Genomic DNA, 26,751 nt, shown 5'->3' with positions numbered 1-26,751 from the left:
GATTACCGGTTCGAGGGCTGTGTCGGCGGCTGCGTTCTGGTGATGACGCAGACGCCGTCCACGCACTGGCGTTCCAGGCGGCCGCGGGAGATCGTCTGCGCCAGGCCGACCATCCAGCAGGTGGGGCAGCCGCGGAAGGCGATCAGGGCCAGTGGGGCCGCGAGCAGGGTGGCCGGGCCCGCGACCGGCACCAGGGCGATCGACCCGATGATCAGCCCGAACCCGACGGCGCCGCGCGCCAGGTGGCGCGGGACGGACTTGCTGGCGAAGTCCCTGCCGGGCTCCCCGGACCGGGTGGCGGCCCCGTGCTTCGCGCTCTGCGCGTCCCGGGCGCCGACTGTGGTGTTCGTGGTCATGACTCATTCCCCTCCGACTCGTTGCTCGACGGCTCGTCCGGCCTCCTGGCCGGGCGCGAGGCCCGGACCCTGGTCGGTCGCCGCCAGAGAGCGGCGCAGGGCCGCGCGTGCCCTGTGCAGCCGGGACTTCATCGCCGCGTTGCTCAGACCGAGCGAATGGGCGACGGCCCTTCCGGGCAGGTCCTGAACGTCCCGCATGATCAGGACCTGTCGCTGCTCAGGGGGAAGGGCACCGACCGCGGCCGCGATCCGCTCCACCTCCAGCCTGTGCAGCACCGCGTCCTCGGCGGACCGCTCCGTGGCGCTCGCCTCCGGCTCGACCGACACCTCCTCGCGCCGCGAGATGAGCAGCCGTACGTGCCGGAGGCATTCGTTGCGCACGATCCGGAACATCCAGGAGGCCAGCGCGCCGGTCGCCCGCAGGGTGCCGATCTTCCGGTACAGGATGATCAGCGCCTCCTGCGCCGCGTCCTCCGCGTCCTGCGGCGTGGCGCACAGCGACAGGGCGAACCTGCGCACATGGGGCTGCGATTCCATGACGACGGTGGTGAGCGACGCGATGTCGCCGTTCTGAGCGGCTTTGATCAACCGCTCGTCGGGCCAGGAGAATCGCTGCTTCATGTATTCCTCATTTCCTGAAGACGCCCTGCTCCCCGCGGGGGCGTCGGTCAGACCCGGCTCTTGTAGCGACGCAGCAGGTGCCAGCTGCACGCCCCCACGAGCAGGACTCCGATCACGACGAGGCCAGTGATCATCATGGGTGTTCCTCCCGGTTCCGCCGGCCCGTTCGGCCGGTACACGGATGAGAGACGGGGCGGGGCGGAGAGGATTCGCCTCCCGCCGAAGTTTCTCCCGCACCTCGGGGGGCCCGCGGCGCGGCCGTTACGATCTTGGGGGAGGTGACCGTGATCCGTATTCTGCTGGCCGAGGACATGCACATGATCCGTGGGGCGCTGGCCGCCCTGCTGGGCCTGGAGGCGGACATGGAGGTCGTCGCCGAAGTCGACCGGGGGGACGCGGTCGTTTCCGCCGCCCTGGCCCACCGGCCCACCGTCGCCGTCCTCGACCTGGAGATGCCCGGTGCGGACGGTCTGTCGGCCGCCCGCGACCTCTCCGTCGCGCTTCCCGATTGCCGGGTCATGATCCTCACCGGGCTGAGCCGCCCCGAGGCACTGCGGTCCGCGCTCGCCGCGCGGGTCGGCGGGTTCATGCTCAAGAGCGCCCCGTCGGACCGGCTCGCCGCCGCGATCCGCCGGGTGGCGGCCGGGGAGCACGTCATCGACCCCGCCCTGGCCGTCGCGGCGCTCACCGCCGAGGAGAGTCCGCTCACCCCTCGGGAGACCGATGTGCTGCGACTGGCCGCGACCGGTGCGGAGCTCGGCCACATCGCGCGTGAACTGCACCTCACCCAGGGAACCGTACGGAACTACCTCGGCGCCGCCGTCACCAAGCTCGACGCCCGCAACCGGCTGGACGCGGTGCGGATCGCCCGGGAACAGGGGTGGCTGGGGTGACAGGGCGTCATTCCGTGGCGGTGACGCGTGAGGACGTGGACGCGGACGCGGACGCGGAGTCGGGCGCGGAATCGGCCGCCGATCCGGGAGCGGAGACGGGCGCCGCGGCCGGCGCGGGACGGAATGCGGACGCGGAGGCCAGTCGGATCGTGAGGATGTAGCCGCGGCCCCGGCCGCTGCCGTCCCTCGGGCCGTCGGCGGCCGGCGCGGCCTCCAGTACCCCTCCGACCGCCTCCACCCGCTCCCGCAGATTCCGCAGCCCGTTGCCACCACCCCCGGTGGTGCTCTCCTCCCGCGCGGGAAAGCCGGGCGCCCGTCCGTCGTTCGTCACCCGGAGCGTGCCGGAGCCGAACCTCACCTCGCACCACCGTGCTCCCGGGGCATGCCGCAGGACGTTCGTCACCGCCTCCCGCAACACCGTGGCGAACAGCGCCTCCGCCCCGTCGCGCGAATCCAGCTCGCCATGGACCCGCAGCCTGACACCCGCGGCGCCCAGCACCTCGTCCGCGGAGTCCACTTCCTCGCGGAGGTCCAGCCGCGTGCCGTCCCCGGGTATGTCCCGGAGATCCGCCAGCGCCCGGCCGGCCAGGGCCGCGGCGTCCGCGAGATGGCCGGCGGCGCGTTCCGGGTCCGGGTCACGGACCGCCAGCTCACCCTTCAGCGCGATCCCCGACAGCCCGTAGCCCAGCAGATCGTGCACGTCCCGGGCGATACGCCGACGCTCGCGCGCCACGGCGAGCGCGGCCAGTGCTCCGCGGGCCTCCCGCACCTGATGGACGAGGGCGGTGAGCAGCGCCAGGCCGTAGAAGACCACGGCGATGACCACGACGTCCAGGACCAGCGGCACGGTGCCCCGGGCTCCGGGACCGTCCGTCCGCACCAGAGCCGTGACCGCGACGAGGGCGGTGAGCGCGGCCGCCGCCGGCCAGGCGACGCGCCCCGGCAGGACGATCAGCACCGATGCCGCGGCGAACCCCACCAGTTGGGGGTACGGGCCGTCCGGAGCCGCCAGTACGCCGAGGGCGAGCGTGAGTTGTGCCCCCAGCGTCCACGCCGCGAACCGGGGACGCACTCCCGGCGCGCGGGGAAGGGAGTGGTACGCCTGCAGCCCGACGACCGTCGCCAACGCGGCCGCGTACACGCCGAACCGTACGCCCGTGACCCCGTCGTCCAGCAGGAAGGCCGCACCCACGACGAGGTACTCGAGGTGGGTGGCGACGACGATGGGCCAGGCCGGCCGGGGCGTCAGGGCCCGCGCGGGAACGTCCGCCACATCGGCCGACGGCGGGGGCGGCGCTGCCCGCACCCGCTCCGCCGCGGCACGCGCCACCGCCGTCAACTCCGGTGCCGCCCGGGTGCCCTGCCCGGCCAACCGGATGACCTCCGCAAGGGCTGTTCCCAGTGCCGCTTCGAGCATCCGCCCGGCGTGCTCGCGCTCGGCCACGACCCGGGCCCGCGCCAGTGCGTGCCGGGTGGTACGGAGTTCGGTGTAGAGGTCGGTGAGCCGCGTCAGCGCGTAGATGATCAGCCCGTGGGCGAAGGCGTTGCCCATGCCGTTGAGGACGGAGTGGAGACCGCCGTCGCCCGGTGCGAGCAGCCCGCCGGCGAGCACGACGACCGCGAACAGGGCCCATCGGACGCGCTGTTCGACGATCAGCAGCACGGATGCCCCGAGGAATCCGGGCAGGCCGGACCAGGGGGCGAGCAGAGTCTGCGCGGCCAGGGTCCAGGCTCCGCGCAGCCGCCGCGTCGCGGGCAGGCAGGTGACGATCTGGAGCAACAGCATCGGCACGGCGGCGGGGCGGGGGAGGAGGACTCCGGGTTCGAAGGAGAACCCGAGAATGACGACGACGAGGACCACGGAGACGATCGAGGGGGCCGGGCCGCCGTCGGATCCGTCGGAGGAGCCGTCCTCCCCGAACTCCCGTGCCGACCTGCGCGGACATGCCTTCCCCCACCCGTTCATGAGGTCACAGTAGAGGGCCCTCGGAAGGGGCTCATCAGGTGTCGAGCGGGAGCTCCAGCAGCTCCTCCGACGGCTGGAACCCGGAGCGTCGGTAGAGGGGGCCGCTGCGATCCGACGGCCAGACGATCAGGGATTCGAACCCGGCGCCGCGTGCGTGCAGTGTCAGCGCTTCGAGGAGCGCCGACCCGGTTCCCCTGTTCCGTCGGGGCGGTGTGACGAAGAAGTTCGTCACGTAGCCGGTCGGGAGGTTGTCGCCGTACGGCTCGGGCAGCCTCTCGACCAGGCAGAGGAACACATGGGCGCAGATGCCGTCCCCGGTCTCCGCGACCCAGGCCGGCCAGTGGCCGCCGTCGAGCCGGTCACGGATCCACCGCTCCGCCTCTTCCGGGGACCGGGCCGAGGCCGGTGCCTGCCCTTCGTGGTCCTCTTCCTTGAAGATCCAGCGCAGCTCGGCCAGGCGGCGCGCGTCTTCGGGCCGGGCCGGGCGCACGGTGCAGTCTGTGGTCACGGGGTGAGTGTCCCGGTTGTGCCACTGCCGGGTGAAACGAATTCCCTTCGGGCCCGGTCATGGGCCGATCGCCGCGACGAGACGGTGGCGTGGTGGCGGTGGACGAGGTCTCGTGCCCACCGGCTCCCGGTCTCCCGACCGGCTGCCTGACGGGGAGACACCCGCGGCTGCGACGATCGGTGTGTGACCACTTCGACGCACCGCACCCCACTCTGGGTGGTGATCGTGGTGTGCGCTGTCGCAGCAGGCCTGCTGGTCGGCACCGTCACGCATGTCACCGACCTTCTTCACCACGGCCTTCAGGCCTACGACTGGGCTCCGAGGTGGCTCAACCTCTACTGGTCCTCGCTGGCTCTCCTCGACCCGCTCGCGGCGGTGCTTCTGATCAGACGAAGACGTCGAGGCGCGGATCTCGCCTGCGTCGTCCTGGCGACCGACCTCATCGCCAACTGGTACGCGATCTACGGCATCCAGGGCAGCGGCATCGCCGATCAGCCCGGCCTCCAGCGGTTGGTCGCCTTCGCCGTACTCGTCCTGGGCACGGCACCCTTCGTCAGACGTCACCTCTCCACGTGAGCCGACGTTCGCGGCTTCCGTGTCGGAGCGCCCCGCTTCCGATCGCCTGGATCGGGAGGCTCCCTTCCCGGTGCGCCACGCCCGCCCGACCCATGTGAAATACACAGGGCTCGATGCGTCCCGCACTGCCGCCGCCCCGGGCCCGGACGAGATCGTCGACACATGCGTACGACGCCGATACGAGTCCTTGCCACGACGGCCGCCACGATCATGACGACGATCGGATCCGCCGCACCGGTCTTCCCCGCCACGGCTCACGCGGCCGTGCCCGCCTCCGCCCGCACGGCCCTTCACTCCTCCCCTCACCCGGCCGCTCCGGCCCGCATCGAGGCCCGCGCCCCCGGCGGGGCTCGCGGCGCCCGGAGCGGAGCCCTCGCCTCCCTCGTCGACCGAGCCGTCGCCGACCACCTCGCGAACGACCGCATCCCCGGTGCGGCGGTCACCGTCGTCTCCGGCGGCCGGACGGTCCTCTCCAAGGGGTACGGCGTCGCCGACGTCACCAACGGGACCCCGGTCGATCCGGGCCGTACGGCCTTCTTCCTCGGGTCGCTCGCCAAGCTGTTCACCGCGCAGGCCGCCTCCCGGCTCGTCGTCGAGGGCAAGGTCGACCCGGAGGCGGACGTCAACGACTACCTCCGCGCGGTCACCGTGCCCGACACCTACCCCGGGCGCCCCGTCACCCTGGACCGGCTCCTCACGCACACCGCCGGTTTCGACAGCGACCTCGTCGGCCGCAACAGGGCCCGTGCGGAGGATGTCGAACCGCTCGCCGAGAGCCTCGTGACGCGTCGGCCGCCCAGGATCCGAGCCCCGGGGACGGTCGCCGCCTACGACAACTACGCCTATGCGCTGGCCGGTCAGCTCGTCGCCGACGTCTCCGGCCAGGCCTTTCCCGCCTACGTCGACGAGCACATCCTCAAGCCGCTGGGCATGACGGGCTCCACGTTCGCGCAGCCGCAGCCGGGCCCGATCGCCGCCCGCCTCGCCCGCGGTTACCGGCCCGGCGGTCCGTCCGGCTGGACCGAGGACAAGGGGCAGTACGGTGCCTGGAGTCCGACCGGGCCGGGGGCCGTCGCCACCGCCGCCGACATGGGGCGCTGGATGACCGACCAGCTCGCGGACGACACTCCGGCGAACCGCCTCATGCGGCAGGCGCACCACCGGCAGGACCCCCGGCTGCCCGGGGTCGGCTACGGCTTCGAGGAGTGGCGGCGCGGCGGGCGGACCGGCTGGTTCAAGGACGGCGACATCCCCGGCTTCCACTCCCATCTGCTCCTCGTGCCCGGCCGGGACGTGGGGGTGTTCGTCGTCTTCAACGGTGACGGTACGGACGGCCGCGCCGCCTGGGACGCCAAGGACCTGATCAACCGCATCGTGGACGCCCTGGTGCCGGAGCGCCCGGCGGCGGGGAACCCGACCGCCGCCGACGAGGACTCCACCGCCCCGGACCCCGGACCCTCCGCCGACCCCGCCCTCGACTCGTACACCGGTACGTACCGCCCGGCCCGTGTCAGCCGCACCGGTCTCATGTCGGTCGAGGGCCTGGTCGCCGGTGTCACCGTCGAGAAGGACGGAGAACGCGGACTGCGCACGAGCGGTCTCTCGCCCGACCCGGACCGGCCCGGGCAGCGCTGGATCGCGCTCGGCAACGGCCTCTTCCGGGAACGCGGCGGACAGCAGGCGACGCTCGCCTTCACCGAAGACGGCGTGCTGGTCTCCTCGGCAACACCGTCGACGGCGTACGAAAGACTGGCGTGGCGTCAGTCACCCGCCCTTCATCTGGGACTGCTCGGTCTCGGCATGGGTGCGCTCGCCCCGGGCGCGCTCGTCCTTCCGGCCGTCGCCCTGCTGCGGCGCTCCCGCGGCCGGACCCCGCACCCGCCCGCGGCCAGGGCCACCCGTGCGGCGGGCGCGGCGGCCGGCCTGACCTCGGTCGCGTTCGCGGCCGCGCTCGCGGCGGTCGTCGCGGACGGCAACGCGATGATGGAGATGGTCCCTCTGGGCTCGCCCCTCCTGTCCGCGGTCACGGCCCTGGGCACGGCCCTGCTCTGCCTGACCCTCGCCGTCGTGGCGGGCGCGGTCGCCGCGTGGCTCCGTGGATGGTGGACCGTCACGGGTCGCCTTCTCTTCGCCGTCACGGCGACGGCCGCGGTCGCGACGACGGGCATGCTGCTCCACTACCACCTGGTCTGGCTTCCGTTCACCTGACCGACGGGGCAGCCGGAAAGGACAGCCTGACGGGCAGGTCCCTCGGGCCGGCGTCGACCTCCGAGTGAACGTTTCGGCCGGTCGGCCGTGTACGCGAGGGGGAGGGAATCCGCCGTCCTACCGTGGACCGATGCGATCCGTTCCCAGGTGGGCCCTGCTGTCCTCGGGGTCTGCTCCCGCCCTGTTGATCGGAGGCTGGACCATCGCGGCGCTCCTCGAGGGTCCCGGCTACGATCCCGTCACGCAGACGATCAGCGTCCTCGCGGCCTACGGGGCCGCGGGGTCCTGGGTCATGACCGGAGCGTTCCTCGCCCTGGGCGTCTGTCACCTGCTCACCGCCTGGTGGCTGCGACCCGCCGCGCCCGCCGGGCGGGTGGCGCTCGCCGGCGGTGGTGTGGCGGCGCTGGTGGTGGCGGTGGTCCCGGTGCCGAGGAGCGGGGGGTCGCTGAACCACGGGGCGGTCGCCGCGGTCGGCTTCGCCCTGCTCGCCGTCTGGCCGGTACTGGCCGCCGAACGCGGTGGCGCCGTGCCGTGGGGACTACGGCTGGCGCCCTCCGTCCTCGCGACCCTTCTGATGGGCCTCGGCGCACTCTGGTTCCTCGTCGAGATGAACCGGCCGGGCTCCGCCGGCGTCGCCGGGGTCGTCGAACGGCTCGTGACCTGCGTCCAGTCGGTATGGCCCCTGGTGGTCGTCGCCTCCTGCCTCCGCCACGCCGACGGCGAGAGACCGCCGCCGAAGCGATGACCGGCTCACAGCGGCTGGTCGGGCCAGTCGAGGAGCCGGGCGCCGATCACGGCCGTCTGGAGGGCGTACCGCTGGACGGGGTCGGTGGGGTCCGAGCCGGTGAGACGGTGGATGCGGGCGAGGCGGTACGTCATGGCGCGCACGCTCAGGCTCAGTCGGCGCGCCGCCTGTGCGCTGACGCAACCGGTGTCGAAGTAGGCGGCGAGGGTCTCCAGCAGGGGGCGGGCGCCGCCCCGCGCTTCCTGGAGGGGACCGAGTACGGTGCGTACGAGGTCGGCCATGGCCTGCCGGTCCCGGGTCAGGACGGGGTAGACCAGGAGGTCGGCGGCGTACAGGACCGGGTCGTCCAGGTCCATGCGGGCTGCGAGGTCGAGGGCGTTGAGGGCTTCCTCGTACGAGTGGACGACCCCGCCCGGGCCCGGATGGGGTCTGCCGACGGCGACCTGGCCGCCGTCGGTCGCGGCGTACGCCTGCTTGGCGAAGTGGGCGAGCACGTCGGGTTCGTCGGCGGGCGCGACGCAGATCAGCCGGCCGTCCTTGGTGGTGAGGAGGATGCGGCGGTTGCCGAACCGGGCGACGAGCGAGGACTCGACGGTACGGGTGACCTCGTAACCGTCGCTGTACGGCTCCCGCCCCTGGGCGACGGCCACCGCGTGGGCATGGGAGAGGAGCAGCCCGAAGCGTTCGGCCCGCTCGGCTGTCCGGCCGAGGTCGCTGCGACCGAGCAGCAGGTCGTCGATGAACTCCCGCCGTGCCGCCTCCTGCTGACGGATGGCCAGGCGCTGTGCCCGCTCGTGGCCTTCGGCGAAGACGTCGACGGCCTGCTCGACGGCGCTCAGGAGATGCCCGGCGGCACCGGGCGACAGATCGGGGAGGACGCGCTGAGCGGCCGAGAGATGAGCCCGGACGAGGGCGCGCAGCCCGATGCCGGCCTCCGCCGCCCGTTCCCCGCGGGACCGCAGCGCGTCCCGCTCCTCACGGGTGAGCCTGCGGCCGGTCGCGCTCACGCCCGTCAGGATCTCCGCGTATCCCTCCAGATGGTCCGCTGCGGCATTCCGTTCCGCCGCGCCCTGCTCCGTCACGGCCCCTCCCCGTCCTCCGGCACGTCGTGACGAGTTCCTGACGTGCGTCCCCAGCGTCCCACGCGGCTCGCGAGTGCTCGGCACCGGCATCAAGAAGGCGTTAAGGACTGCTGGATCACGGCAATGACCGAAGCCGCATCCATGGCGGAGAATGGTGTGACGGCAGGACGTGGGCGCGGCCCCGATGCCGGTAGTCGGAAATCGTGGGGAGACGGGGGGAGCGAGCCATGCGAGAGCTTCTCGGCCCTTCCCTCGGTTTCCCCGCCCTCGGCCGGGCCGGTCGGGCCGAACCGGTCCGCCGGGTTGCTCAGATGGGCCCGAGGGGTCCGGTCGACCCCGGCGGCCCGCTCCTCGCCTTCTCCCTCGTGCCGCTGCTCGCCAAGCTGGTCCCCGATGAACGGGCGCTGCCGGCAGTGCCTCCCGGTCCACGCCACGTGACCGCGTCCGCGTAGTCGGGCCACCGGTTCCTCCGGGCGCTCCCCCACGAGGCGCCGCCCGCCGCGAAGGATCCTCTCCTCTCGCTCCGGCTGTCGCCGGTCCGTGCCTTCATGCCGCGCGAGCCAGGCACCTTTCCCCTTCCTTCTCCGCTTCCCCTCTCCTCCATCGACCGCCTCCATCGACACGGGGTTCTCTCATGGATTTCCTGACCGCGGGCATCGGCGTGTTCGTCGCCGTCGTCCTGATCGTCACCGTCGCTCTCCTCTTCGTGGTCACCCGGCTGTTCCGGAAGGTGGAGCAGGGCAAGGCCCTGATCGTCTCCAAGATGCGGAAGGTCGACGTGACCTTCACCGGACAGATCGTGCTGCCTGTCCTGCACAAGGCCGAGGTGATGGACATCTCGGTGAAGACCATCGAGATCTCCCGCACCGGACGCGACGGGCTGATCTGCCGGGACAACATCCGTGCCGACATCCGGATCTCGTTCTTCGTCCGGGTCAACAAGACCGTGGACGACGTCATCAAGGTCGCCCAGGCCATCGGCACCGAGCGGGCGAGTGACAAGGCCACCCTGCAGGAGCTGTTCAACGCCAAGTTCTCCGAGGCGCTCAAGACGGTCGGCAAGCAGCTCGACTTCACCGACCTCTACACCAAGCGGGAGGAACTGCGCTTCAGGATCATCGAGATCATCGGCATCGACCTCAACGGCTACAGCCTGGAGGACGCGGCGATCGACTACCTGGAGCAGACCCCGCTCACCCAGCTCGACCCCGGCAACATCCTCGACGCCCAGGGCATCCGCAAGATCACCGAACTGACCGCCGTCGAGAACGTCCGTACGAACGAGTTCCGCCAGCACGAGCAGAAGGAGATCACCCGCCAGAACGTCGACGCCCGCGAGGCCATCCTCGAGCTGGAACGGCGTCAGGCGGACGCGGAGATCAAGCAGAAGCGGGAGATCGACACGGTCCGCGCCCGCGAGGAGGCCGAGACGGCCCGGGTGGTGGAGGAGGAGCGGTTGCGGGCGCAGAGCGCGTTCCTCAGGACCGAGGAGCAGCTCGGCATCCAGCGGGAGAACCAGGCCCGCGAGGTCGCCGTCGCGCAGAAGAACCGTGAGCGGGTCATCGCCGTCGAGAACGAGCGGATCGAGAAGGACCGTCTCCTGGAGGTCATCGCCCGCGACCGGGAGACGGAGCTGACCCGTATCTCGGCGGAGAAGGAGGTGGAGTCGGAGCGCCGGGACATCGCGGAGGTGATCCGCGAGCGGATCGCGGTGGACCGTACGGTCGCCGAGCAGGAGGAGTCCATCAAGCGGCTCCGTACGGTCGAGGAGGCCGAGCGCACCCGGCAGGCGATCGTGATCGCGGCCGAGGCGGAGGCACAGGAGAGGCTCGTCAAGGACATCAAGGCGGCGGAGGCGGCGGAGCAGGCCGCGGTGCACCGGGCCGCCGAGGAGCTCACCCTGGCCGAGGCCCGCAACAGGGCCGCCGACATGGAGGCCCGTGCCAAGATCCGCCTCGCCGAGGGCGTGCAGGCGCAGGCGGCGGCCGAGGGGCTCGCGGCGGTGCAGGTCCGGGAGAAGGAGGCCGACGCCATCGAGAAGACGGGCCGTGCGGAGGCCGGGGCGACCGAGGCGCGGATGCGTGCCGAGGCCGTCGGCAACCGCGAGCAGGCCCTCGCGGAGGCGGCCGCGATCGGCGAGAAGCTGAAGGCGGAGGCCGCCGGTCTGACCGAGAAGGCGGCGGCGATGGCCGCGCTCGACGAGGCCTCCCGTGCCCACGAGGAGTACCGGCTCCGGCTGGAGGCGGAGAAGGACATCCGGCTCGCCGGTCTGGAGGTGCAGCGGCAGGTCGCCGAGGCCCAGGCGACCGTCCTGGCCACCGGTCTGGAGCACGCCGACATCAACATCGTCGGCGGCGAGTCCGTCTTCCTCGACCGTCTCGTCCAGTCGATCGCCCTCGGCAAGTCCGTCGACGGCTTCATGGACCACTCCCGGACCGCTCAGGCCCTCGCGGGCCCCTGGCTGGACGGCGAGGGTTCCTTCACCGAGGACCTCACGAAGGTCCTGGGCTCGCTGTCCAGCGCCGATGTACAGAACCTCAGCGTCTCCGCGCTGCTGGCGAAGGTCATGAGGTCGGGTGTGCTCGACGCGGGACAGGCCGGCCGGGCGGGCAGCGCGGGCGTGGAGGCGGGCGGTACCGGCGCCGGGGCGGGCCACACCGCCGCCCTCAACGGCGCGATCAAGAGCTGACCGTCGAGAGCTGACCGCCACGGGGGTGCGGTCACCAAGGGGCCGGTGCCGTGGACTCCCCCTGCCCGGGGGGAGTCCACGGCACCGGACCCCCATCCATCACAGCACCGCGGAGCGGACCATCACAGGGGAGCAGAGCCGGATGAGCGCCGGAATCGACCAGGACACGTACGCCGTGCTGCGCAACCGGCTGGCCGGACAGGCCGCCGAACTGGCCCGGCGCGCAGAGGCGTTGAACCGGGCCCGCACGGCCGAGTTCGGCTCCGGCGAGCTCGACCTCACCGGCACCGGCCGGCTGCTCACCGAGCGCAACGGGGTGCCGCGGGACGTCGTCGCCGTCGGGGAGGGGCACGACGGCATCCTGCTCCTCGGCTGTCACACGCCGCCCGCCGCGGGGAACGCCGAGCGGCCGGTCGCCGAGGTCTTCACCCTGTACGACCGCGACCTGAACCCGCTGGCCGACGACGCCGTCCCCGGACTCCTCGACGACCCCGGGTTCGTAAGGGAGTTCACGGCGCTCCACCGCTACTTCAGGGGTGCGCGCCTGGTGCGCCTGCGCCGTGTGGAGGGCCGCATCCTCGCGGTCTTCCGGGTCGGGGAGCAGGCCGACGACCTCCGGGTCCTGCGGTGGTCGGTCGGTCCGTCGGGCGAGACGGCGTTCCTGGACGCGCGCGGAGAACGCGATCACGTCCTGCCGCCGTCGCACGACGTCGACTGGATCGGGACGACCCGCGACGACCACGTACCCGGCCGCACCCCGCACATCTCGCTCGGCGGCCGTGTCTTCCTCGCCACGGCCGGCGGCACGCTGACGGTCAAGACCGAGAACGACACCGAGACGGACGAGGGCGTCTACGCCGAGCCGGTCGACGAGCCCCTGCAGTCCCTGGCCGACGCCGACGTCTCGTACGCCGTCGTGGGGCATCTGCTCCTGGTGCGCGTCCGCCCGTACAAGGAGGAGGCGTACCGCCACCTCGTCGTCAACACGCCGACCGGGGCCGTGACCAGGGTGGACGGCATCGGGCAGGCCTGCCTTCGGCTGCCCGGGGACGAAGGGATCGTGTTCCCCGGCGGATACTGCCTCGGCTCCGGCACGGTCAGGACGTTCGCCACGGCGGAGACCTCCGGAAGCGGCAAGACCTCCGGCACCGGGAAGGTCCCCGCCACCGGGACGCTCGGCCCCGCCGGGGCCGACGGGCCCGCCTTCGAGCGGGTGGTCCGGTCGCCCGACGGCGAGGACCTCCTCCACGTCTTCCACGACCAGCGCGAAGGCAGCTTCCTCCTCCTGCCGTACAACCTCATCCGCAAGGAGATCGCGGCCCCGCTCACCTGCGGCGGGTACGCGCTCTTCGAGGACGGCACGATGCTCGTGCTGCGCACCACCACCGGCGAGCCGGGCCGAGTCCACCCCGTACAGATCTGGCGCACTCCGTACGTCGCCGACACCCACGCCCACGCGAGCGGTACGGGGGAGGGGGCGCTGGCCCGGATCGGCAACGCGGACCTCGTCCGGGGCATCTCCGACTGCCTGTCGATCGCCCGGCAGGCCACCGAGTCGAGCCCGAGCCGGGAGGTGTACGAGGCACTCGTCACCGCCTCCGTCCGCGCGGGCGACGCCCACCACTGGCTGGGCTCCCCGGAGGCCGGGGACCTCCGTACACCCCTCGGCGAGGTGCGCGCCACCGCCGAGCAGGTTCTCGGCGAGTTCGCGACCGTGACCGCCCTGACCCGGCAGGCGGCCGAGGCCCTGGAGGAAGCCGGGCAGCGCGTCGGCAGGCTCGTCCGGCTCGTCCGCAGCGAGATGCCCGCCACCGCCGAGGAGTGGATCGCGCGGATCACCGAACTCCGGCGTGCCCAAGGACGGTTGATCACCCTCAAGGAGATGCGGTACGCCGACACCGCAGCCATCGACGCCCTCGCCCGGGACGTCGAGGGCGACATCACCTCGGCGGCACGGCGGGCCGTCGCCCTTCTCCGGGGCGACGACGCCTTCGCCGTCCAGCACACCGAGGTGGGCCGGATCGAGGCCGAGGCCGGAGCGCTGGCCACCGTCGCCGAGGCGGGACCCGTCGGCGAGCGGCTCGAGGCCCTGACCACCGGGCTGCGCACCCTGAGCGAGATCGTGGCCGGCCTCGACGTCGGTGACGCCACCGTCCGCACCTCGATCCTGGAGCGGATCGCCGGAGTCCTGGGCGCGGCCAACCGCGCCGGCGCCGTCCTCGGCGCACGGCGCGCGGAGCTCCTCGAGGGCGAGGGCCGGGCCGAGTTCGCCGCCGAACTCGCCCTGCTCGGTCAGACCGTCACCGGCGCCCTGACGGCGTCCGACACCCCCGAGCACTGCGACGACCAGCTCGCCCGTCTGCTGCTCCAGCTGGAGAACCTCGAATCCCGGTTCGCCGAGCACGACGGATTCCTCGCCGACGTCGCCGAGCGGCGCGCCGAGATCCACGACGCCTTCGCCGCACGCAAGCAGTCGCTCCAGGACGCCCGCGCCCGGCGTGCGGAACGCCTGGCGGACTCGGCGGTCCGGGTGCTCGAGGCGATCACCCGACGGGCCTCGGACCTGGGAAGCCCGGACGAGGTGCACACGTACTTCGCCTCCGACCCCATGGTCGCCAGGGTCCGCCGCACCGGCGCGCAGCTCCGCGAGCTCGGCGACCGGGTCAGGGCGGAGGAGCTGGAGGGCCGGCTCACCGCCGCCCGCCAGGAGGCCGGGCGTGCGCTGCGGGACCGTACCGACCTGTTCTCCGACGGCGGCGACACCGTCCGGCTCGGCCGGCACCACTTCGCCGTCAACCGGCAGGCCACCGAGCTGACACTCGTCCCGTACGGGGACACCCTTGCCTTCGCCGTCACCGGTACGGACTACCGCGCCCCCGTGGAAGACCCCGACTTCGCCGCGACCCGGCCGTACTGGGCCCGCACGCTCCCGTCCGAGTCGCCCGAGGTCTACCGCTCGGAGTACCTGGCGGCCCGCCTCCTCGCCGAGTACGGCGCCGACGCCCTGGCGGGCGGGGGCCCCGGGGGCCCGACGGACCCCGGAGGCACCGGAGAACCGGGTGACCCCGGGGACGGAGCGGACGGGGCCGACGGTTCGGAGAGGTCCCTGGCCCGGCTCGTGCGCAGAACCGCGTCCGCCGCCTACGACGAGGGATACGAGCGAGGCGTCCACGACCACGACGCGCTCCTCATCCTCGAAGCCGTGCTCGCGCTGAGGGAGAACGCCGGGCCGCTCGGCCACCGGGCGGAGGCACGGGCGACGGCGCAGATCTTCTGGGCGGGCGTCCCCGCGGCCGGTGCCCGGGAGCAGTGGACCCGCCGGGCGGTCTCCCTGTCCCGCGCCCGGGACCTCTTCGGAGCCGCCTCGTCCGTCGACGGGCTCCGGCACGAGCTGGCCGCCGAGACCGGAGACGCGGCGGCCGCCGCGTATCTCCTGGAGGAACTGGCCTCGGGGCCGCAGGGGTTCGCCGTGTCCGAGGCCGCGCGTACCTTCCTGGAGAAGTTCCGCAGGGCCGTCGGCAGCTCGGCCTACGACGACGACCTCGCCGCCCTGACGGACCCCGCCGCCCGCCGGCAGCTCGTCGAAGGCTGGCTGGGCGCGTACGCCTCGGCCTGCGGCGAACCACTGGACGACGGCGTGCTCGTCGAGGCGGTGGCCGTCGAACTCACCCCGGAACTCGACCGATATGTGGTGGACGCCGCCACCACGACGAAGGTCACCGGCCTCCTGGGTACCCATCCACGGGTGCGGGGCGGGGTGTTGGAACTGCGACTCGATGAATTCCTTTTCAGCACAACCGGGTTCGCGACGGAGGACGTGCCTGCCTTCCGTGCCTACCAGCGGAACCGGGCCGCCCTCGTCGCGGCCGAACGCGCCCGGCTGAGGCTGGACGAGTACCGGCCGAGGGTCATGTCCTCGTTCGTCCGCAACCGGCTCGTCGACGAGGTCTACCTCCCCCTGATCGGCGACAACCTCGCCAAGCAGATAGGGGCCGCCGGCGACGCCAGGCGCACCGACTCCCACGGGCTGCTCCTGCTCCTCTCCCCGCCGGGGTACGGCAAGACGACCCTGATCGAGTACGTCGCCGACCGCCTCGGGCTCCTCCTGGTCAGGATCGACGGCCCCGCCCTCGGCCGGACCACGACCTCGCTCGACCCGCACGAGGCGCCCGACGCCGCCGCGCGCAGGGAACTGGAGAAGATCTCGTTCGCCCTGGCGGCGGCCAACAACGTCCTGCTGTACGTGGACGACATCCAGCACTGCTCACCGGAGCTCCTCCAGAAGTTCATCCCCCTCTGCGACGCCACCCGGACGCTCGCCGGCCACGACCTGCGGGGCAAGCGCTTCGCCGTCTGCATGGCGGGAAACCCCTACACGGAGTCGGGGGAACGCTTCCGGATCCCCGACATGCTCGCCAACCGCGCCGACGTCTGGAACCTCGGCGACGTGCTCAGCGGCAAGGAGGCGGCCTTCGCCCTCAGCTTCGTCGAGAACGCCCTCACGTCCCACCCCGTCCTGGCCCCGCTCGCGGGACGCGACCGCGCCGACCTGGAACTGCTCACCCGCCTGGCGGGGGACGACCCCACGGCACGCCGGGACCGCCTCGCCCATCCCTACGCCCCCGCCGAACTCGACCGTGTCCTCGCCGTCCTGCGCCACCTGCTCGCGGCCCGTGAGACCGTCCTCGCGGTCAACGCGGCCTACATCGCGTCCGCCGCCCGCTCGGACTCGACCCGCACCGAGCCGCCCTTCCGGCTCCAGGGCTCGTACCGGAACATGAACAAGATCACGACCCGCCTCGCTCCCGCGATGAACGACGCCGAACTCGCCGCCGTCGTCGACGACCACTACACGGCCGAGGCTCAGACGCTCACCACCGAAGCCGAGGCGAACCTCCTCCGACTCGCGCTCATCCGCGACACGATGACGGTCTCTCAGGCCGAGCGCTGGGCGGAGATCATCGCCGCCCACGCCCGCACCAGGATGCTCGGAGGCGCCGAGGACGACCCGCTGACGCGGGCGGTCGCCGCCCTCGGGCTGCTCGCCGACCGCATCACGGCCGTCGAGACGGCGATCACGCGGGCGGCCGATCCGCGCCGGCTGCTCGCCCGCCCCACCACGACACCCGCGTCCGAGTGAGGAGCGGTCACCGGTGGCCGCCCCCGTGCGGATGACCCGTGGCGTCGGTCTCCGCCGGCGCGACGCCCGCTCCGGGGGTACCGCTCGGGGGCGAGGCCGGTGCCGAAGCCGGTGTGGAGACCGATGCCGGGGCGGGGTTCGGGCGGGCGCCCGGGCCGATCGGGCCGACGGCCGCTCCGAGCGCGTACGACCCAGCGAAGACCAGGGCCAGGAGCAGGAGGAAGCCGCACACGGCCGTCCGCGGCGAGAGGGCGCGGGGCGGCGCCGTCCGCGCCCGCGAGCCGGACTCCCGGGACTCGTCGTCCATCAGCCACCCCTCCGGCGCACGGGCTTCCGCGCGCCTCGGCCCGGGCGCGCGTCTCCGGAGGAGTCGGACGGACGGGCGGTTCGGTTCCACGGGTCCTGGATCCCCGGAACCCTGATCCCCGGACCCCTGGATCCCCGGAACCCTGATCCCCGGACCCCTGGATCCCCGGATCCCCGGATCCCCGGATCCCCGGATCTCTGGATCCCCGGATCCCCGGACGCTCGGATTCCCGCCCCTCCGCCCGTTCGCGGCTGCCGCCGGGACGGGGCGGGACCGCGGAGCACCGCGGCCCCGCACCGCCGCACCCCGACGGCACAGCACGACACGGCAGGTCAGGCGAGGGCGGGTGCCCGGGTGAACCTCCTGCGCGGCATCGGTCCCTCGGCCGGTACGGACGCCGGTCGAGGGGCCTCCTCGCCGCGCAGCAGATCGACCAGCGAGGCGCGGGCCCGCGCGACGCGCGAGCGGACCGTGCCGACGGGACAGCCGATGGCCTCGGCCGCCTCGGCATAAGGCAGGCCCAGGAGTTGGGTGAGGACGAAGGCGTCCTTCCGCTCCGCCGGGATGGCGGCCAGCAGCTCGGCGAGGGCGATGCCGTCCTCGAAGCCGGGGAGGCCCCGGGGCTGGGTGTGCTCCGCCTCCCGCTGCCAGTCGTCGCGGTCGGAGAGGCGGGGCCGGGCGGCCGCGTGCCGCAGGCTGTCGACCACGGTCCTGCGGGCTATGGACAGCAGCCAGGTACGGGCCGAGGAACGGCCCTCGAACCGGGGGAGCGACGCCAGCGCGCGCAGGAAGACCTCCTGGGTGAGGTCGTCGGCGGCCTGACGGTCGGCGCTGAGGTACGTCACGTACCGCCGCACGTCGTGGTGCAGGGCACGGACGAAGAGGTCGGCCTTGGCGGGATCGCCGTCCCTGGCCGCCAGCGCGAGCAGGGTCGTCGCCGCGTCGGAGTCGGCCGTGTGCGTGGGGCGGGACGGTCTCGTCGGTCCCTGGTGGAGGGTGTCGTGGGCAGGAGTCATCGCCACAAGTCCTTACGAGGCAAGGGGAATCCGGCGGCGCGTGAAGCGCGGCGCCGGTGACGGGTACGGCCGGGCCGGAAGGGCGCGGCCGATGCCCGAGCGACGGCACCGCGCCGTCGTGCTCGGGGATCCAGCTGTCAGTGGACAGCGAACGCCCGTGGGGGACCTCGGGAGATGACGGAATGGGCGAGGAGGAGTCGCCGTGGGGCACGCTCGTCACCGGCGCGCACCGGACGCAGACGGAGCCTGTCCCGGGGTACGGGGACGACGGCGGCGAACAGGGTCCACAGGGCCGGGAACCACAGGGGGCGCAGGAGCGCCGCGGGAAGGGCCCGCAGCAGACGGAACGCGGCCCGTTCGCCGTACGCCATCCACAGACCGCTGAGCAGTGCGGCCAGGAGGTGCGCCGACAGCATGCCGGAGGACGAGGCGATGTCTGTCATGTCGTGGGCGGCGGGAGTCTCGGCGACGGCCGTCCCGGCCTGCGCGACGAGCCCGTGTCCCGTGACCCCGTGCCCCATGAGGCCGTGGCCCATGGCCTCGTGTCCGGTGACCCCGTGGCCCATGGCGCCGTGCGCCGTTCCGCCGTGTCCCAGGGGGTTCATGTGATCCATGTGGCCCATGCGCGCGTGATCCGTCGCTGTGGGAGCGGACGCGCCGGGAGCGGACGCCGTGGGTACGGCGACGACGGGCGACTGGGCCCAGGAGAACACCGAGTGCAGCAGGCCCTGGACCGCGACGGTGGCCGTCGTGACGGCGAGCAGACCGCGTTCGCGGGCCGCGAGGCCCCAGGCCGCCGTCATGGTGACCGCGAAGGCGAGGAGCAGCGTCCAACCGGGCACGGCCCGGCCCGACATGACGATGTGGCCGGTGGCCGCGAGCAGCACACAGACGGCCGCGAATGTCGCGGCCCGCACTCCTCGCGAACATCGGCCCGGTGTCATGGCCCGCCCATCCTCGCACTCTCTCCGGAGTCCTCAGGGCGGGCAAGCTCGCGCCGAGGCCGCCCCCTTCGACCTGTCGTGTCATGCGTACGCGACTGTGGTGCGTCCCACAAGAGCGTCTCGGGAACCCGACGGTGGCTCGGAACGACTTCTGGAGGTCGACGACGGAGGGACCGGCCGTCGAACGGGGAGGGGGCACCACGTGAGGAGCGTGAAGGGCGCGGAGACGGCGGAGGCCGCACCGGGCGGGGTCCCAGGTGGCACGGTGCCCGGGCTGACCGCCCTCCTGACGACGGCCATGGCCTTCTCGATGATGCAGCTCTTCCTGATCGGGGCGCTCGGCCCGCGTCTCGTCGACCGGCTCGGTGTCTCGGAGACGCTCCTCGGTCTGACGACCACCGTGGGGTTCGGCACGGCCGCCGTGCTGTCGCCCGCCGGCGGCCGGATCGTGGACCGGGTCGGCCCGCGCCGCGCCCTCGTGACGCTGCTCGGCACCTCGGCGGGGGCGCTCGCCCTGATCGGCGCGTCCCCGGGCCCGGCCCTGCTGCTCGTGGCCGTGGCGCTCGGCGGACTCCCGCAGGCCCTCGCCAACCCGGCGACGAACAAGGCGATTCTGGCCGCGGTCCCCGCACCGAGGCGGGGCGCGGTGACCGGCACCAAGCAGTCCGGGGTCCAGCTCGGCGCCTTCGCGGCCGGGCTGCCGCTCGCCGCCGCGGCGGGAGTGATCGGCTGGCGCGGAGCGGTGTGGGTGGCGGCCGGATCGTCGCTCCTCGCCGCCGTGTGGGCATGGCGCGCGCTGCCGGCCGACGCGCCGCCGAAGGGCGGCGCCGCCCTGGGTGCACCGTCCCGAGCCGGTGGGCTCGTGCGGTGGCTCGCGGCCTTCTCGCTCTTCCTGGGGGCGGGCATCGCCTCCGTCAACACCTACCTCTCCCTCTTCGGTGCCCAGCGGCTGGGCATGGGCCCGGCCGTGGCGGGGGCGCTGGTCGCCGTCCTGGGCGTCGCCGGGATCGCGGGGCGCGTCGGCTGGTCGCGCGCCGCCACACCAGGCCGGGCGCCCTGGCTGCCGGGCCTGCTCGCGGGCGGGGCCGTGGCCGCGGCCCTGCTCCTTGCCGCGGCCCTCCGCGCCGAGCCCCTCGTCTGGGTGGCGGCCGTCGCGGTCGGAGTGTTCGCCGTCTCCGGCAACGCGGTCTCGATGGTGCTGGTGATGCAGCGGGCGGCGCCCGGTCGCGCGGGCCGGGACTCCGCGCTGGTCGCCGCCGGGTTCTTCGCCGGTTTCGCCCTGGGGCCCCCGCTGTTCGGGCTGCTCGCGGAGCGCGGTCGGTACGGGCAGGGCTGGATCCTGGTCGCGGTGGAGTTCGCCGTCGCGGCTGCCGTCGCCCTGGTATGGGCGCTGCGGGAGCGCCGTACGAGGGCGGGTGCTCCGGCGTGAGCGAGGAGCGCGGGCGGAGGGACCTGGACGACGGGTGGGGGCGGAGCGGCGTCGAGGACGAGCCGGGGCGGTCCGGAGCGCACCTCGGCCCGGGGCGCTCCGGAGCGCACCCCGACCCGGAGCTCTCCGGTGTGCACGGCGGCTGGGTCGAGGAGGCTCTCGACCGGCTGTCCCGGCGGGTCGGGCAGACGGCCGAGCAGGTGGGCGCCCGTTTCCCGCTGTACGCGGACCCCGCCGACGGCCGTTGGACGACCACCGGACGAGGGTCGTGGACCGGCGGCTTCTGGGCGGGGCTCCTGTGGCTGCGCGCCCGCCACACCGAGGGCGACGGGCATCGCTCGGCGGCGGCCGCCGCCACCGCCGGGCTCGCCCCCTGGACCGACGCCGACACCGCGACCCGAGGCCTCATCCTCTGGTACGGCACCGCCCTGGCCACCGGGGACGAGGCCGCCGGAGTCCTGCGCGAGCGGGCGGCGCGGGCCGCCCTCGCCGCCTGGGAGCCGAAGCTCGGCCTGGTCCCCTGGGGCGCGGCTCTCGGCGGGCCCCGGCTGCGGGCGCGGGCGGACGGAGTCCCCGGCCTCGTGCCCCTGCTGGCGTCCGCGGGGCCCGAGGGCCGGGCGGCCGCCGTCGCGCATCTGCACCGCCACCTGGAGCTGTGCCTGCCCGGCGAGGGCTCCCGGAGGCCCCGCCCGTCCTGGCGCAGGAACGACAAGCACGACTGGGAGCCCGAACCGGAGCCGGCCCCCGGCTGGACCCGCGGCGAGGCCTGGCTCCTCCTCGCGGTCGCGGACGGCCTGCTCCTCGGGGGGACTCCCTCGGGGGGCTCCGGGCTGCTGACCGAGGCGGCCGAACTGCTCATCGAACGCTGCGAGTTCCTCACCGGCCCGCTCGTCCCGCCCGCCGAGACCCGGCACCCCGACGGTCCTCGTGACACCTCCGCCGCGGCCATCACCGCGGTCGCCCTGCTGAAGCTCGCGCTCGTTCCCGGGGTGCCCTCGGCATCCGCGTGCGCGGCCCGAGCGGTGGCCGTCCTGCACCGGCTCGCGGACGCCCACCTCACGCGGCCGGGCGGTCCTCGGCCGGTCGGCATGCTCCTCGACGGCTGCTACGACGCGCCCGGTGGTACGGCCGTCCGGCACGAACTGGTCTGGGGCGACTTCTTCCTGGCTCTCGGCCTCTCCGCGCTCCTCGGCCGCGTCGACCTCGGCGAGGTGTGACGGTCCGATCGACCTCGGGCACGGATGAAGACCGGGTCGACCTCGGGCACGGACGAGGGCCGGGTCGACCTCGATCAGGTGTGAACACCGGGTCGACCTCGGGCCGTGCGACCACCGGCTCGACCTCGGCCGGGCAGGGCGGCGGGGCCCGGCCTCAGCTGCCGGGCACGACGGCCCGGTCCCGCCGGCTCCGCAGCACGCGCCGGGCGACCGACGCGATGTGCTGCTCGTCGGGACCGTCGAGGATCCGGGCCGTCCGCCCCGTGCGGAACAGCGCGGGAAGCGGCGTGTCCGGACCGAGGCCGGCGGCGCCGAAGACCTGGACGGCGCGGTCCGCGACATCCTGGAGGGTGCGGGCCGCCGCCGTCTTCGCCAGGCCCACCTCCACCTGGGCGTCCCGGCCCTCGGCGACCAGCGCCATCGCCTCGTGCACGAGCGGTCGCGTGGTCCGCAGCGCCAACAGCGCCTCGAAGACATGCTGTTGGACGAGCTGGCGGTCGGCGAACGGCCCTCGGATGCCCTGCCGCGCGCCGGCGCGCTCGCACATCAGGTCGAAGGCCCGCTGTGCCTGGCCGACCCAGCGCAACGCCCGCAGGGTGCGGCCCAGTTGGAGACGCTCTCCCGCGACGGCGAGCGCACGCCCGGGCTCGCCGACGACATGGTCCTCGTCGACCTCGACCCGGTCGAACTCGATCTCGTACTGTCCGGTGGCCCCCAGGACGGGGAGCTCGCGCACGACCCGGAAGCCGGGGGAGCGGGTGGGCACGAGGATCAGTGACAGGCCCTCGCGGTCACCGGCCGATCCGCTCGTGCGGGCGAGCACGGTCACCAGGTCCGCGTCGGCCGCGTTCGACACGAACCACTTCCGGCCCGTGACGCTCCAGCCGCCTCCGGGCCGTCGCTCGGCCCGGGTCGACGCGAGCGTGGGCTCGGTGCCGGGCGTGTCCGGCTCCGTCATCGCGTAACAGGTGCGGAGCTCCCCGGAGACCAGGCCGGGGAGTCGCTCGGTCCGCACCCGCGGCGAAGCGTGCCGGGTCAGCATGGTCGCATCGAGCAGGGACGCCGAACCCACGGCGGCCGGACCGTGGTCACTGGCGCCCTCCGTCTCGGCCAGCGCGCCATAGGCGCTCAACGACAGTCCACCGCCTCCCAGTTCGGACGGCAGGGGCAGCGCCCACAGCCCTGCCTCACGCGCCTCCGCGCGCAGCCGGTCCCGCTGGATCGCGGCGGACGGCCCGCCCGCGTCGAGCAGGGGCTCGCACGGGAACACCCGGTCGCGGACGAACGCGGACAGCCGCTTCCGCAGCAGGTCGACATCCGTTACGTCATGATCGATCACGGTTTCCTCCCTCTCCCGGGAACTCGACAGAACACGCGTCCGACTGCCTGCCCGTGGAAGTGGTCGGGCGCACCGGCCCGCCGGTTCCCGCGATCGAGACAGTCCCCGCGCGCGGCCGTCGCCGCGCCAGGAGAGGAGAGGCATGGCGTCACCAGCGACCGCGCACACCGTGGTCCGCAGCCCGCTCGACGTCCGGGTTCCGACCGAGGACGGGCGTCCGCTCGACGCGCTGCGGTTCGACCTCGCCGGGCCTCCGGCCCTGACCCGGGTCGTCGCCGACCACCTGAGACGGCTCGGAGCACGCGCACAGAACGTGGACACCGGCGATACCGGCGGCACTTCGGACGACGCGGACGCCGGCGAGATCGCTCTCGGCGGAGCGGGATTCGCGCCCGTCACGGCCCGCACCGCCTGGGGCGCGCGCGGCTCCGGCATCGAGGACGAGGCCACCGCCCAGGCCGCCACCGGTGTGATGGCCGTGCACGGCCGCCGCCACGGGTCCCCGCGCGGCCTCGGCGTCGACCTCCTGGCGACCGCCACCGGTGTGCTCACCGTCCAGGGCCTGCTCGCCGGACTCGTGGGCCAGGCCCGAGGCGGCCCCGCGCCGCGGGTCGGCACGACGGCCGACCGCGCCGGGCTTCTCGCCGTCTCCCAGTACCTCGCCGCCGCCGGGGCCGACGAGCCGGAAGCCGTCGAACCCGCCCCCGGCGGACCGCCGTTCACCTCCTCCGACGGTGTCCTCTTCGAGCTGGAGACGCTCGACCCCGGGGACTGGGCGGCGTTCTGGCGCGCCCTCGAGGCCCCCGCCGACGCCATACGGGCGGGCTGGCGGCCCTTCCAGCTCCGGTACGCCACCGCCTGCGCGCCGTTCCCGGTCGCCCTCCACGAGGTGACCCGGGGCAAGACCTGGGAGCGCGTCCGGCAGGCGGCCGCGGTCTCCGGCGCGGAGGTGTGCCGACTGCGCACGCTCGCCGAACGGGCCGGAGAGGACGACGGCGCCGCCCCGTGGACCCTGACCACGCTGGGGGCGGGTGTCACAGCTACCGCAGGGCCTCCTCCGGCGGGCCGGCCACTGTCCGGCCTGACGGTCCTCGAGGCGGGTCGCCGTATCCAGGCACCCCTCGCCGCCCATCTGCTGGGGCTGCTCGGGGCGCGGGTGATCAGAGTCGAGCCGCCGGGCGGGGACCCGCTGCGCGGGATGCCGCCCGCCTGCGACGGCGTCTCCGCCCGCTGGCTGGCGCTCAACCGTGGCAAGGAGGCCGTCGAGATCGACATCAAGTCGCCCGACGGCCGCCGCGCACTGCGCGCACTCGCCTCCGACGCCGATGTGTTCCTCCACAACTGGGCTCCGGGCAAGGCCGCCGCACTCGAACTCGACGCGGAGCACCTGGCCGCCGCCAACCCGGCCCTCGTGTACGCCTACACCGGCGGCTGGGCGGACAGGATCGACGGCGCCCCGATGGGCACCGACTTCATGGTCCAGGCCCGCACCGGCGTGGGCGAGGCCGTCCACCCGGCGGACGAGCCGCCGGTACCGTCGCTGATGACACTCCTCGACGTCCTGGGCGGCCTGCACGGCACCGAGGCCGTCCTCGCCGGACTCCTGCTGCGCGAGCGCACCGGCCACGGCGTACGGGTCGACTCCTCGCTGCTCGGCGCGGCCGACACCCTGCTCGCTCCCGCCCTGCGGCGAGCGGCCCTCGGCCAGGACCCGCGCCGGCCCGGCGGCTTCCGGCATCCCCTGTGGACCTCCGACGGCTGGATCGCCCCGAGCGACGCCTCCGCCCCGGCCGCCACCGCGTACGACGTCCGGGGAATGTGCACGGAGGACGCCCTGGACCAGCTGCGTTCCCACGGGCTGACGGCCACCCCGGTCACCACAGATCTGTCCGGTCTGTCCGGCCTGCACCACGACCCGCGCCTGTCCGGCCCGATCGGCCGGGACGCGCACGGCGCCCCCGCCGTTCCCGACCCCTGGAGCTTCGCGTGACCGTCACCCTGACCGACCTGCTGCCCGCCCGGCTCCGCCGCTCCTGGGTGGTGGACGGCACCTGCCCGGACCTCGACCTGTACAGCCTGTTCCGGGCCCGGCAGATCGCCGACCTGCACCGGACGGCCGTCATCGACGCCAAGGGAAGACTCTGTTACACCGCCCTCGACCGCAAGGTCCGATGTCTGGCCGAGGGCCTGCGCGGCCTCGGTATCGGCGCCGGGGACGTCGTCGCCGTACAGCTCCCCAACCACCGCAACGCCGTCGTCGCCGATCTCGCCCTCGCGGCCCTGGGGGCGATCGCGCTGCCCTTCCCCGCCGGACGCGGGGCCGCGGAGGCCGAGAGCCTGCTGCGGCGGTCGGAGGCCGTGGCCGTCGTCGCCGCCACCGAGCACAGGGGCCTGACCCACGCGGCCGAGCTCCACGCCCTCGCGCCGGCCCTGCCCGCGCTGAGGCACGTGATCGCCGCCGGACCCGGCAGCGCGCCCGAGGGAACGATTCCGCTGGCGCAGCTGCTCCGCACCGACCCCACCGGGTTCGTCCCGGCGAGGCCGGACCCCGACAGCGCCGCGCGGATCCTCGTCTCCTCGGGGTCGGAGGCGGAGCCGAAGATGATCGCGTACTCCCACAACGCCCTGGCGGGCGGGCGCGGCAACTTCCTCGCCTCCCTCATGCCCGACGACACTCCGCCCCGCTGTCTCTTCCTCGTCCCGCTCGGTTCGGCCTTCGGCTCGAACGGCACGGCCGTCACGCTCGCCCGTCACGGCGGCACCCTCGTCCTGCTCGACCACTTCACCCCCGAGGCGGCACTGGCGGCCGTACGGGAACACGCCCCCACCCATGTCCTCGGCGTCCCCACCATGATCCGGATGATGCTGGAGGCCATGGAGGAGGGGGCCGGGGCCCTCCCGGCGGCGCCCACCGCGCTCGTCCTGGGCGGCGCGCCGCTCGACGAGGCCACCGCGCGGGCGGCGGCCGAGGCGTTCGGCTGTCCCGTCGTCAACCTGTACGGGTCGGCGGACGGCGTCAACTGCCACACCGGACTGCACCACACCGTCCCGCCCACCGACCGCTCCGGCGTCGTCGCCGGTAGACCCGACCCCCGGGTCGCCGAGATCCGCATCGCCGACCCCGACACCCACGAACCGCTGCCCGACGGGCGGATCGGCGAGATCGTCTCGCGCGGCCCGATGACCCCGCTCTGCTACGTGGCCTCACCGGACCTCGACGCCCGCTACCGCACGACGGAGGGCTGGGTCCGCACCGGCGACCTCGGACACTTCGACGAGGAGGGCGTGCTGCACGTCGTCGGGCGCCTCAAGGACGTGGTGATACGCGGTGGCGCCAACATCAGCCCCGCCGAGGTCGAGCGTGAACTCACCTCCCACCCGCAGGTCCGCGACGTGGTGTGCGTGGGCGTGCCCGACCCGCTGATGGGGGAGCGGCTCGCCGCCTGCCTGGTGGCCAAGGGGGCACGGAGCCCGAGCCTGGACGACCTCGGCGGCCATCTGGCGACGCGGGGTCTCGACCGGCACAAGCACCCGGAGCACCTGCTCGTCCTGCCGGAACTCCCGCTCACCGCGGCCGGCAAACCCGACCGCGCGGCCCTGCGGCGCCGGGTCGAGGAGGAGCGGGGCGCCGCCCTCGTCAAGGCGTGACCGCGTGACCGCGTGACCGCGTCACGCGGCGACCGTAGGACGGCATGAACGGAGGGGAGGGACGCGC

At 73.9% G+C, this 26,751-nt stretch carries 20 protein-coding genes; 11 read left to right on the top strand and 9 right to left on the bottom strand.

From position 1 onward, the window contains the following. Positions 1 to 2: 2 nt before the first annotated feature. Positions 3 to 356, bottom strand: coding sequence for a hypothetical protein (locus IE311_RS14095; protein ID WP_229901908.1), 354 nt, complete (start codon positions 354 to 356; stop codon positions 3 to 5). Between the two features lie 3 nt (positions 357 to 359). Then, positions 360 to 977 carry an RNA polymerase sigma factor gene (locus IE311_RS14090; protein WP_189831986.1) on the bottom strand — a complete coding sequence of 206 codons (618 nt, stop codon included), beginning with the start codon at positions 975 to 977 and terminating at the stop codon, positions 360 to 362. Positions 978 to 1,261: 284 nt separating this feature from the next. On the opposite strand from IE311_RS14090, the gene IE311_RS14085 reads away from it, so the two are divergent. Beyond that, positions 1,262 to 1,870, top strand: coding sequence for a response regulator transcription factor (locus IE311_RS14085; RefSeq protein ID WP_189831985.1), 609 nt, complete (start codon positions 1,262 to 1,264; stop codon positions 1,868 to 1,870). Positions 1,871 to 1,877: 7 nt separating this feature from the next. On the opposite strand, the gene IE311_RS14080 is transcribed toward IE311_RS14085, so the two are convergent. Further along, positions 1,878 to 3,836 carry a sensor histidine kinase gene (locus IE311_RS14080; protein ID WP_189831984.1) on the bottom strand — a complete coding sequence of 653 codons (1,959 nt, stop codon included), beginning with the start codon at positions 3,834 to 3,836 and terminating at the stop codon, positions 1,878 to 1,880. A gap of 34 nt (positions 3,837 to 3,870) precedes the next feature. Next, entirely contained in the window at positions 3,871 to 4,344 is a 474-nt protein-coding gene (locus tag IE311_RS14075) for a GNAT family N-acetyltransferase (protein ID WP_189831983.1), read from the bottom strand. A gap of 183 nt (positions 4,345 to 4,527) precedes the next feature. Here IE311_RS14075 and IE311_RS14070 point away from each other — a divergent pair, with 183 nt between their 5' ends. From IE311_RS14070 to IE311_RS14060, 3 genes are all read left to right on the top strand, one after another. Further along, positions 4,528 to 4,920, top strand: coding sequence for a hypothetical protein (locus tag IE311_RS14070; RefSeq protein WP_189831982.1), 393 nt, complete (start codon positions 4,528 to 4,530; stop codon positions 4,918 to 4,920). A 162-nt stretch (positions 4,921 to 5,082) separates the two neighbouring features. After that, the gene (locus IE311_RS14065) at positions 5,083 to 7,128 is read left to right on the top strand and encodes a serine hydrolase domain-containing protein (RefSeq protein WP_189831981.1); all 2,046 of its coding nucleotides are present in this window, start codon (positions 5,083 to 5,085) and stop codon (positions 7,126 to 7,128) included. Positions 7,129 to 7,258: 130 nt separating this feature from the next. Then, positions 7,259 to 7,873 (top strand): DUF998 domain-containing protein, encoded by a 615-nt coding sequence (locus tag IE311_RS14060; RefSeq protein ID WP_189831980.1) that lies wholly within the window; start codon positions 7,259 to 7,261, stop codon positions 7,871 to 7,873. A gap of 5 nt (positions 7,874 to 7,878) precedes the next feature. On the opposite strand, the gene IE311_RS14055 is transcribed toward IE311_RS14060, so the two are convergent. Continuing rightward, on the bottom strand, positions 7,879 to 8,955 hold the full coding sequence (locus IE311_RS14055) for a PucR family transcriptional regulator (RefSeq protein WP_373313849.1): 1,077 nt from the start codon (positions 8,953 to 8,955) through the stop codon (positions 7,879 to 7,881). 227 nt (positions 8,956 to 9,182) lie between these two features. On the opposite strand from IE311_RS14055, the gene IE311_RS14050 reads away from it, so the two are divergent. From IE311_RS14050 to IE311_RS14040, 3 genes are all read left to right on the top strand, one after another. After that, the gene (locus IE311_RS14050; protein WP_189831978.1) at positions 9,183 to 9,407 is read left to right on the top strand and encodes a hypothetical protein; all 225 of its coding nucleotides are present in this window, start codon (positions 9,183 to 9,185) and stop codon (positions 9,405 to 9,407) included. A gap of 182 nt (positions 9,408 to 9,589) precedes the next feature. Continuing rightward, positions 9,590 to 11,644: a flotillin family protein gene (locus tag IE311_RS14045; RefSeq protein ID WP_229901907.1), complete on the top strand. Its 2,055-nt coding sequence runs from the start codon at positions 9,590 to 9,592 to the stop codon at positions 11,642 to 11,644. 142 nt (positions 11,645 to 11,786) lie between these two features. Continuing rightward, positions 11,787 to 16,784: a DNA repair ATPase gene (locus IE311_RS14040; RefSeq protein ID WP_189831977.1), complete on the top strand. Its 4,998-nt coding sequence runs from the start codon at positions 11,787 to 11,789 to the stop codon at positions 16,782 to 16,784. 7 nt (positions 16,785 to 16,791) lie between these two features. Here the strand turns inward: IE311_RS14040 and IE311_RS14035 are convergent, their stop codons facing one another. From IE311_RS14035 to IE311_RS14025, 3 genes are all read right to left on the bottom strand, one after another. Further along, positions 16,792 to 17,091 (bottom strand): hypothetical protein, encoded by a 300-nt coding sequence (locus IE311_RS14035; protein ID WP_189831976.1) that lies wholly within the window; start codon positions 17,089 to 17,091, stop codon positions 16,792 to 16,794. A 332-nt stretch (positions 17,092 to 17,423) separates the two neighbouring features. Further along, positions 17,424 to 18,107 (bottom strand): sigma-70 family RNA polymerase sigma factor, encoded by a 684-nt coding sequence (locus IE311_RS14030; protein ID WP_189831975.1) that lies wholly within the window; start codon positions 18,105 to 18,107, stop codon positions 17,424 to 17,426. 137 nt (positions 18,108 to 18,244) lie between these two features. Beyond that, on the bottom strand, positions 18,245 to 19,024 hold the full coding sequence (locus IE311_RS14025) for a hypothetical protein (protein ID WP_308439810.1): 780 nt from the start codon (positions 19,022 to 19,024) through the stop codon (positions 18,245 to 18,247). 238 nt (positions 19,025 to 19,262) lie between these two features. Between IE311_RS14025 and IE311_RS14020 the strand changes: the two genes are divergently transcribed. Both IE311_RS14020 and IE311_RS14015 read left to right on the top strand, forming a co-directional pair. Then, positions 19,263 to 20,480, top strand: coding sequence for an MFS transporter (locus IE311_RS14020; RefSeq protein ID WP_229901915.1), 1,218 nt, complete (start codon positions 19,263 to 19,265; stop codon positions 20,478 to 20,480). Then, positions 20,477 to 21,697, top strand: a complete 1,221-nt coding sequence (locus IE311_RS14015; RefSeq protein ID WP_308439809.1) for a sugar ABC transporter permease — start codon at positions 20,477 to 20,479, stop codon at positions 21,695 to 21,697. Before IE311_RS14020 ends, IE311_RS14015 begins: the two co-directional genes overlap by 4 nt. 154 nt (positions 21,698 to 21,851) lie before the next feature. Here IE311_RS14015 and IE311_RS14010 read toward each other — a convergent pair whose 3' ends face one another. Then, the gene (locus IE311_RS14010; RefSeq protein ID WP_229901906.1) at positions 21,852 to 23,036 is read right to left on the bottom strand and encodes an acyl-CoA dehydrogenase family protein; all 1,185 of its coding nucleotides are present in this window, start codon (positions 23,034 to 23,036) and stop codon (positions 21,852 to 21,854) included. Positions 23,037 to 23,178: 142 nt separating this feature from the next. On the opposite strand from IE311_RS14010, the gene IE311_RS14005 reads away from it, so the two are divergent. Next, on the top strand, positions 23,179 to 25,026 hold the full coding sequence (locus IE311_RS14005) for a CoA transferase (protein WP_189831972.1): 1,848 nt from the start codon (positions 23,179 to 23,181) through the stop codon (positions 25,024 to 25,026). Further along, the gene (locus IE311_RS14000) at positions 25,023 to 26,684 is read left to right on the top strand and encodes a class I adenylate-forming enzyme family protein (RefSeq protein WP_189831971.1); all 1,662 of its coding nucleotides are present in this window, start codon (positions 25,023 to 25,025) and stop codon (positions 26,682 to 26,684) included. The genes IE311_RS14005 and IE311_RS14000 overlap by 4 nt, the downstream gene beginning before the upstream one ends. Positions 26,685 to 26,751: the final 67 nt, after the last annotated feature.

It is taken from the genome of Streptomyces zaomyceticus, from assembly GCF_014656215.1.
Classification (GTDB): domain Bacteria; phylum Actinomycetota; class Actinomycetes; order Streptomycetales; family Streptomycetaceae; genus Streptomyces; species Streptomyces zaomyceticus.
The sequence above is the reverse complement of the archived record's forward strand: the minus strand, read 5'-3'. Positions and strand labels throughout refer to the sequence as shown.

Excerpts from the sequence above, each read along its gene's own strand:
- IE311_RS14080 (WP_189831984.1), bottom strand. The coding sequence starts at position 3,836 with ATGAACGGGTGGGGGAAGGCATGTCCGCGCAGGTCGGCACGGGAGTTC.
- IE311_RS14050 (WP_189831978.1), top strand. The coding sequence starts at position 9,183 with ATGCGAGAGCTTCTCGGCCCTTCCCTCGGTTTCCCCGCCCTCGGCCGG.
- IE311_RS14060 (WP_189831980.1), top strand. The coding sequence starts at position 7,259 with ATGCGATCCGTTCCCAGGTGGGCCCTGCTGTCCTCGGGGTCTGCTCCC.
- IE311_RS14090 (WP_189831986.1), bottom strand. The coding sequence starts at position 977 with ATGAAGCAGCGATTCTCCTGGCCCGACGAGCGGTTGATCAAAGCCGCT.
- IE311_RS14005 (WP_189831972.1), top strand. The coding sequence starts at position 23,179 with ATGGCGTCACCAGCGACCGCGCACACCGTGGTCCGCAGCCCGCTCGAC.
- IE311_RS14045 (WP_229901907.1), top strand. The coding sequence starts at position 9,590 with ATGGATTTCCTGACCGCGGGCATCGGCGTGTTCGTCGCCGTCGTCCTG.
- IE311_RS14040 (WP_189831977.1), top strand. The coding sequence starts at position 11,787 with ATGAGCGCCGGAATCGACCAGGACACGTACGCCGTGCTGCGCAACCGG.
- IE311_RS14095 (WP_229901908.1), bottom strand. The coding sequence starts at position 356 with ATGACCACGAACACCACAGTCGGCGCCCGGGACGCGCAGAGCGCGAAG.
- IE311_RS14030 (WP_189831975.1), bottom strand. The coding sequence starts at position 18,107 with ATGACTCCTGCCCACGACACCCTCCACCAGGGACCGACGAGACCGTCC.
- IE311_RS14035 (WP_189831976.1), bottom strand. The coding sequence starts at position 17,091 with ATGGACGACGAGTCCCGGGAGTCCGGCTCGCGGGCGCGGACGGCGCCG.
- IE311_RS14065 (WP_189831981.1), top strand. The coding sequence starts at position 5,083 with ATGCGTACGACGCCGATACGAGTCCTTGCCACGACGGCCGCCACGATC.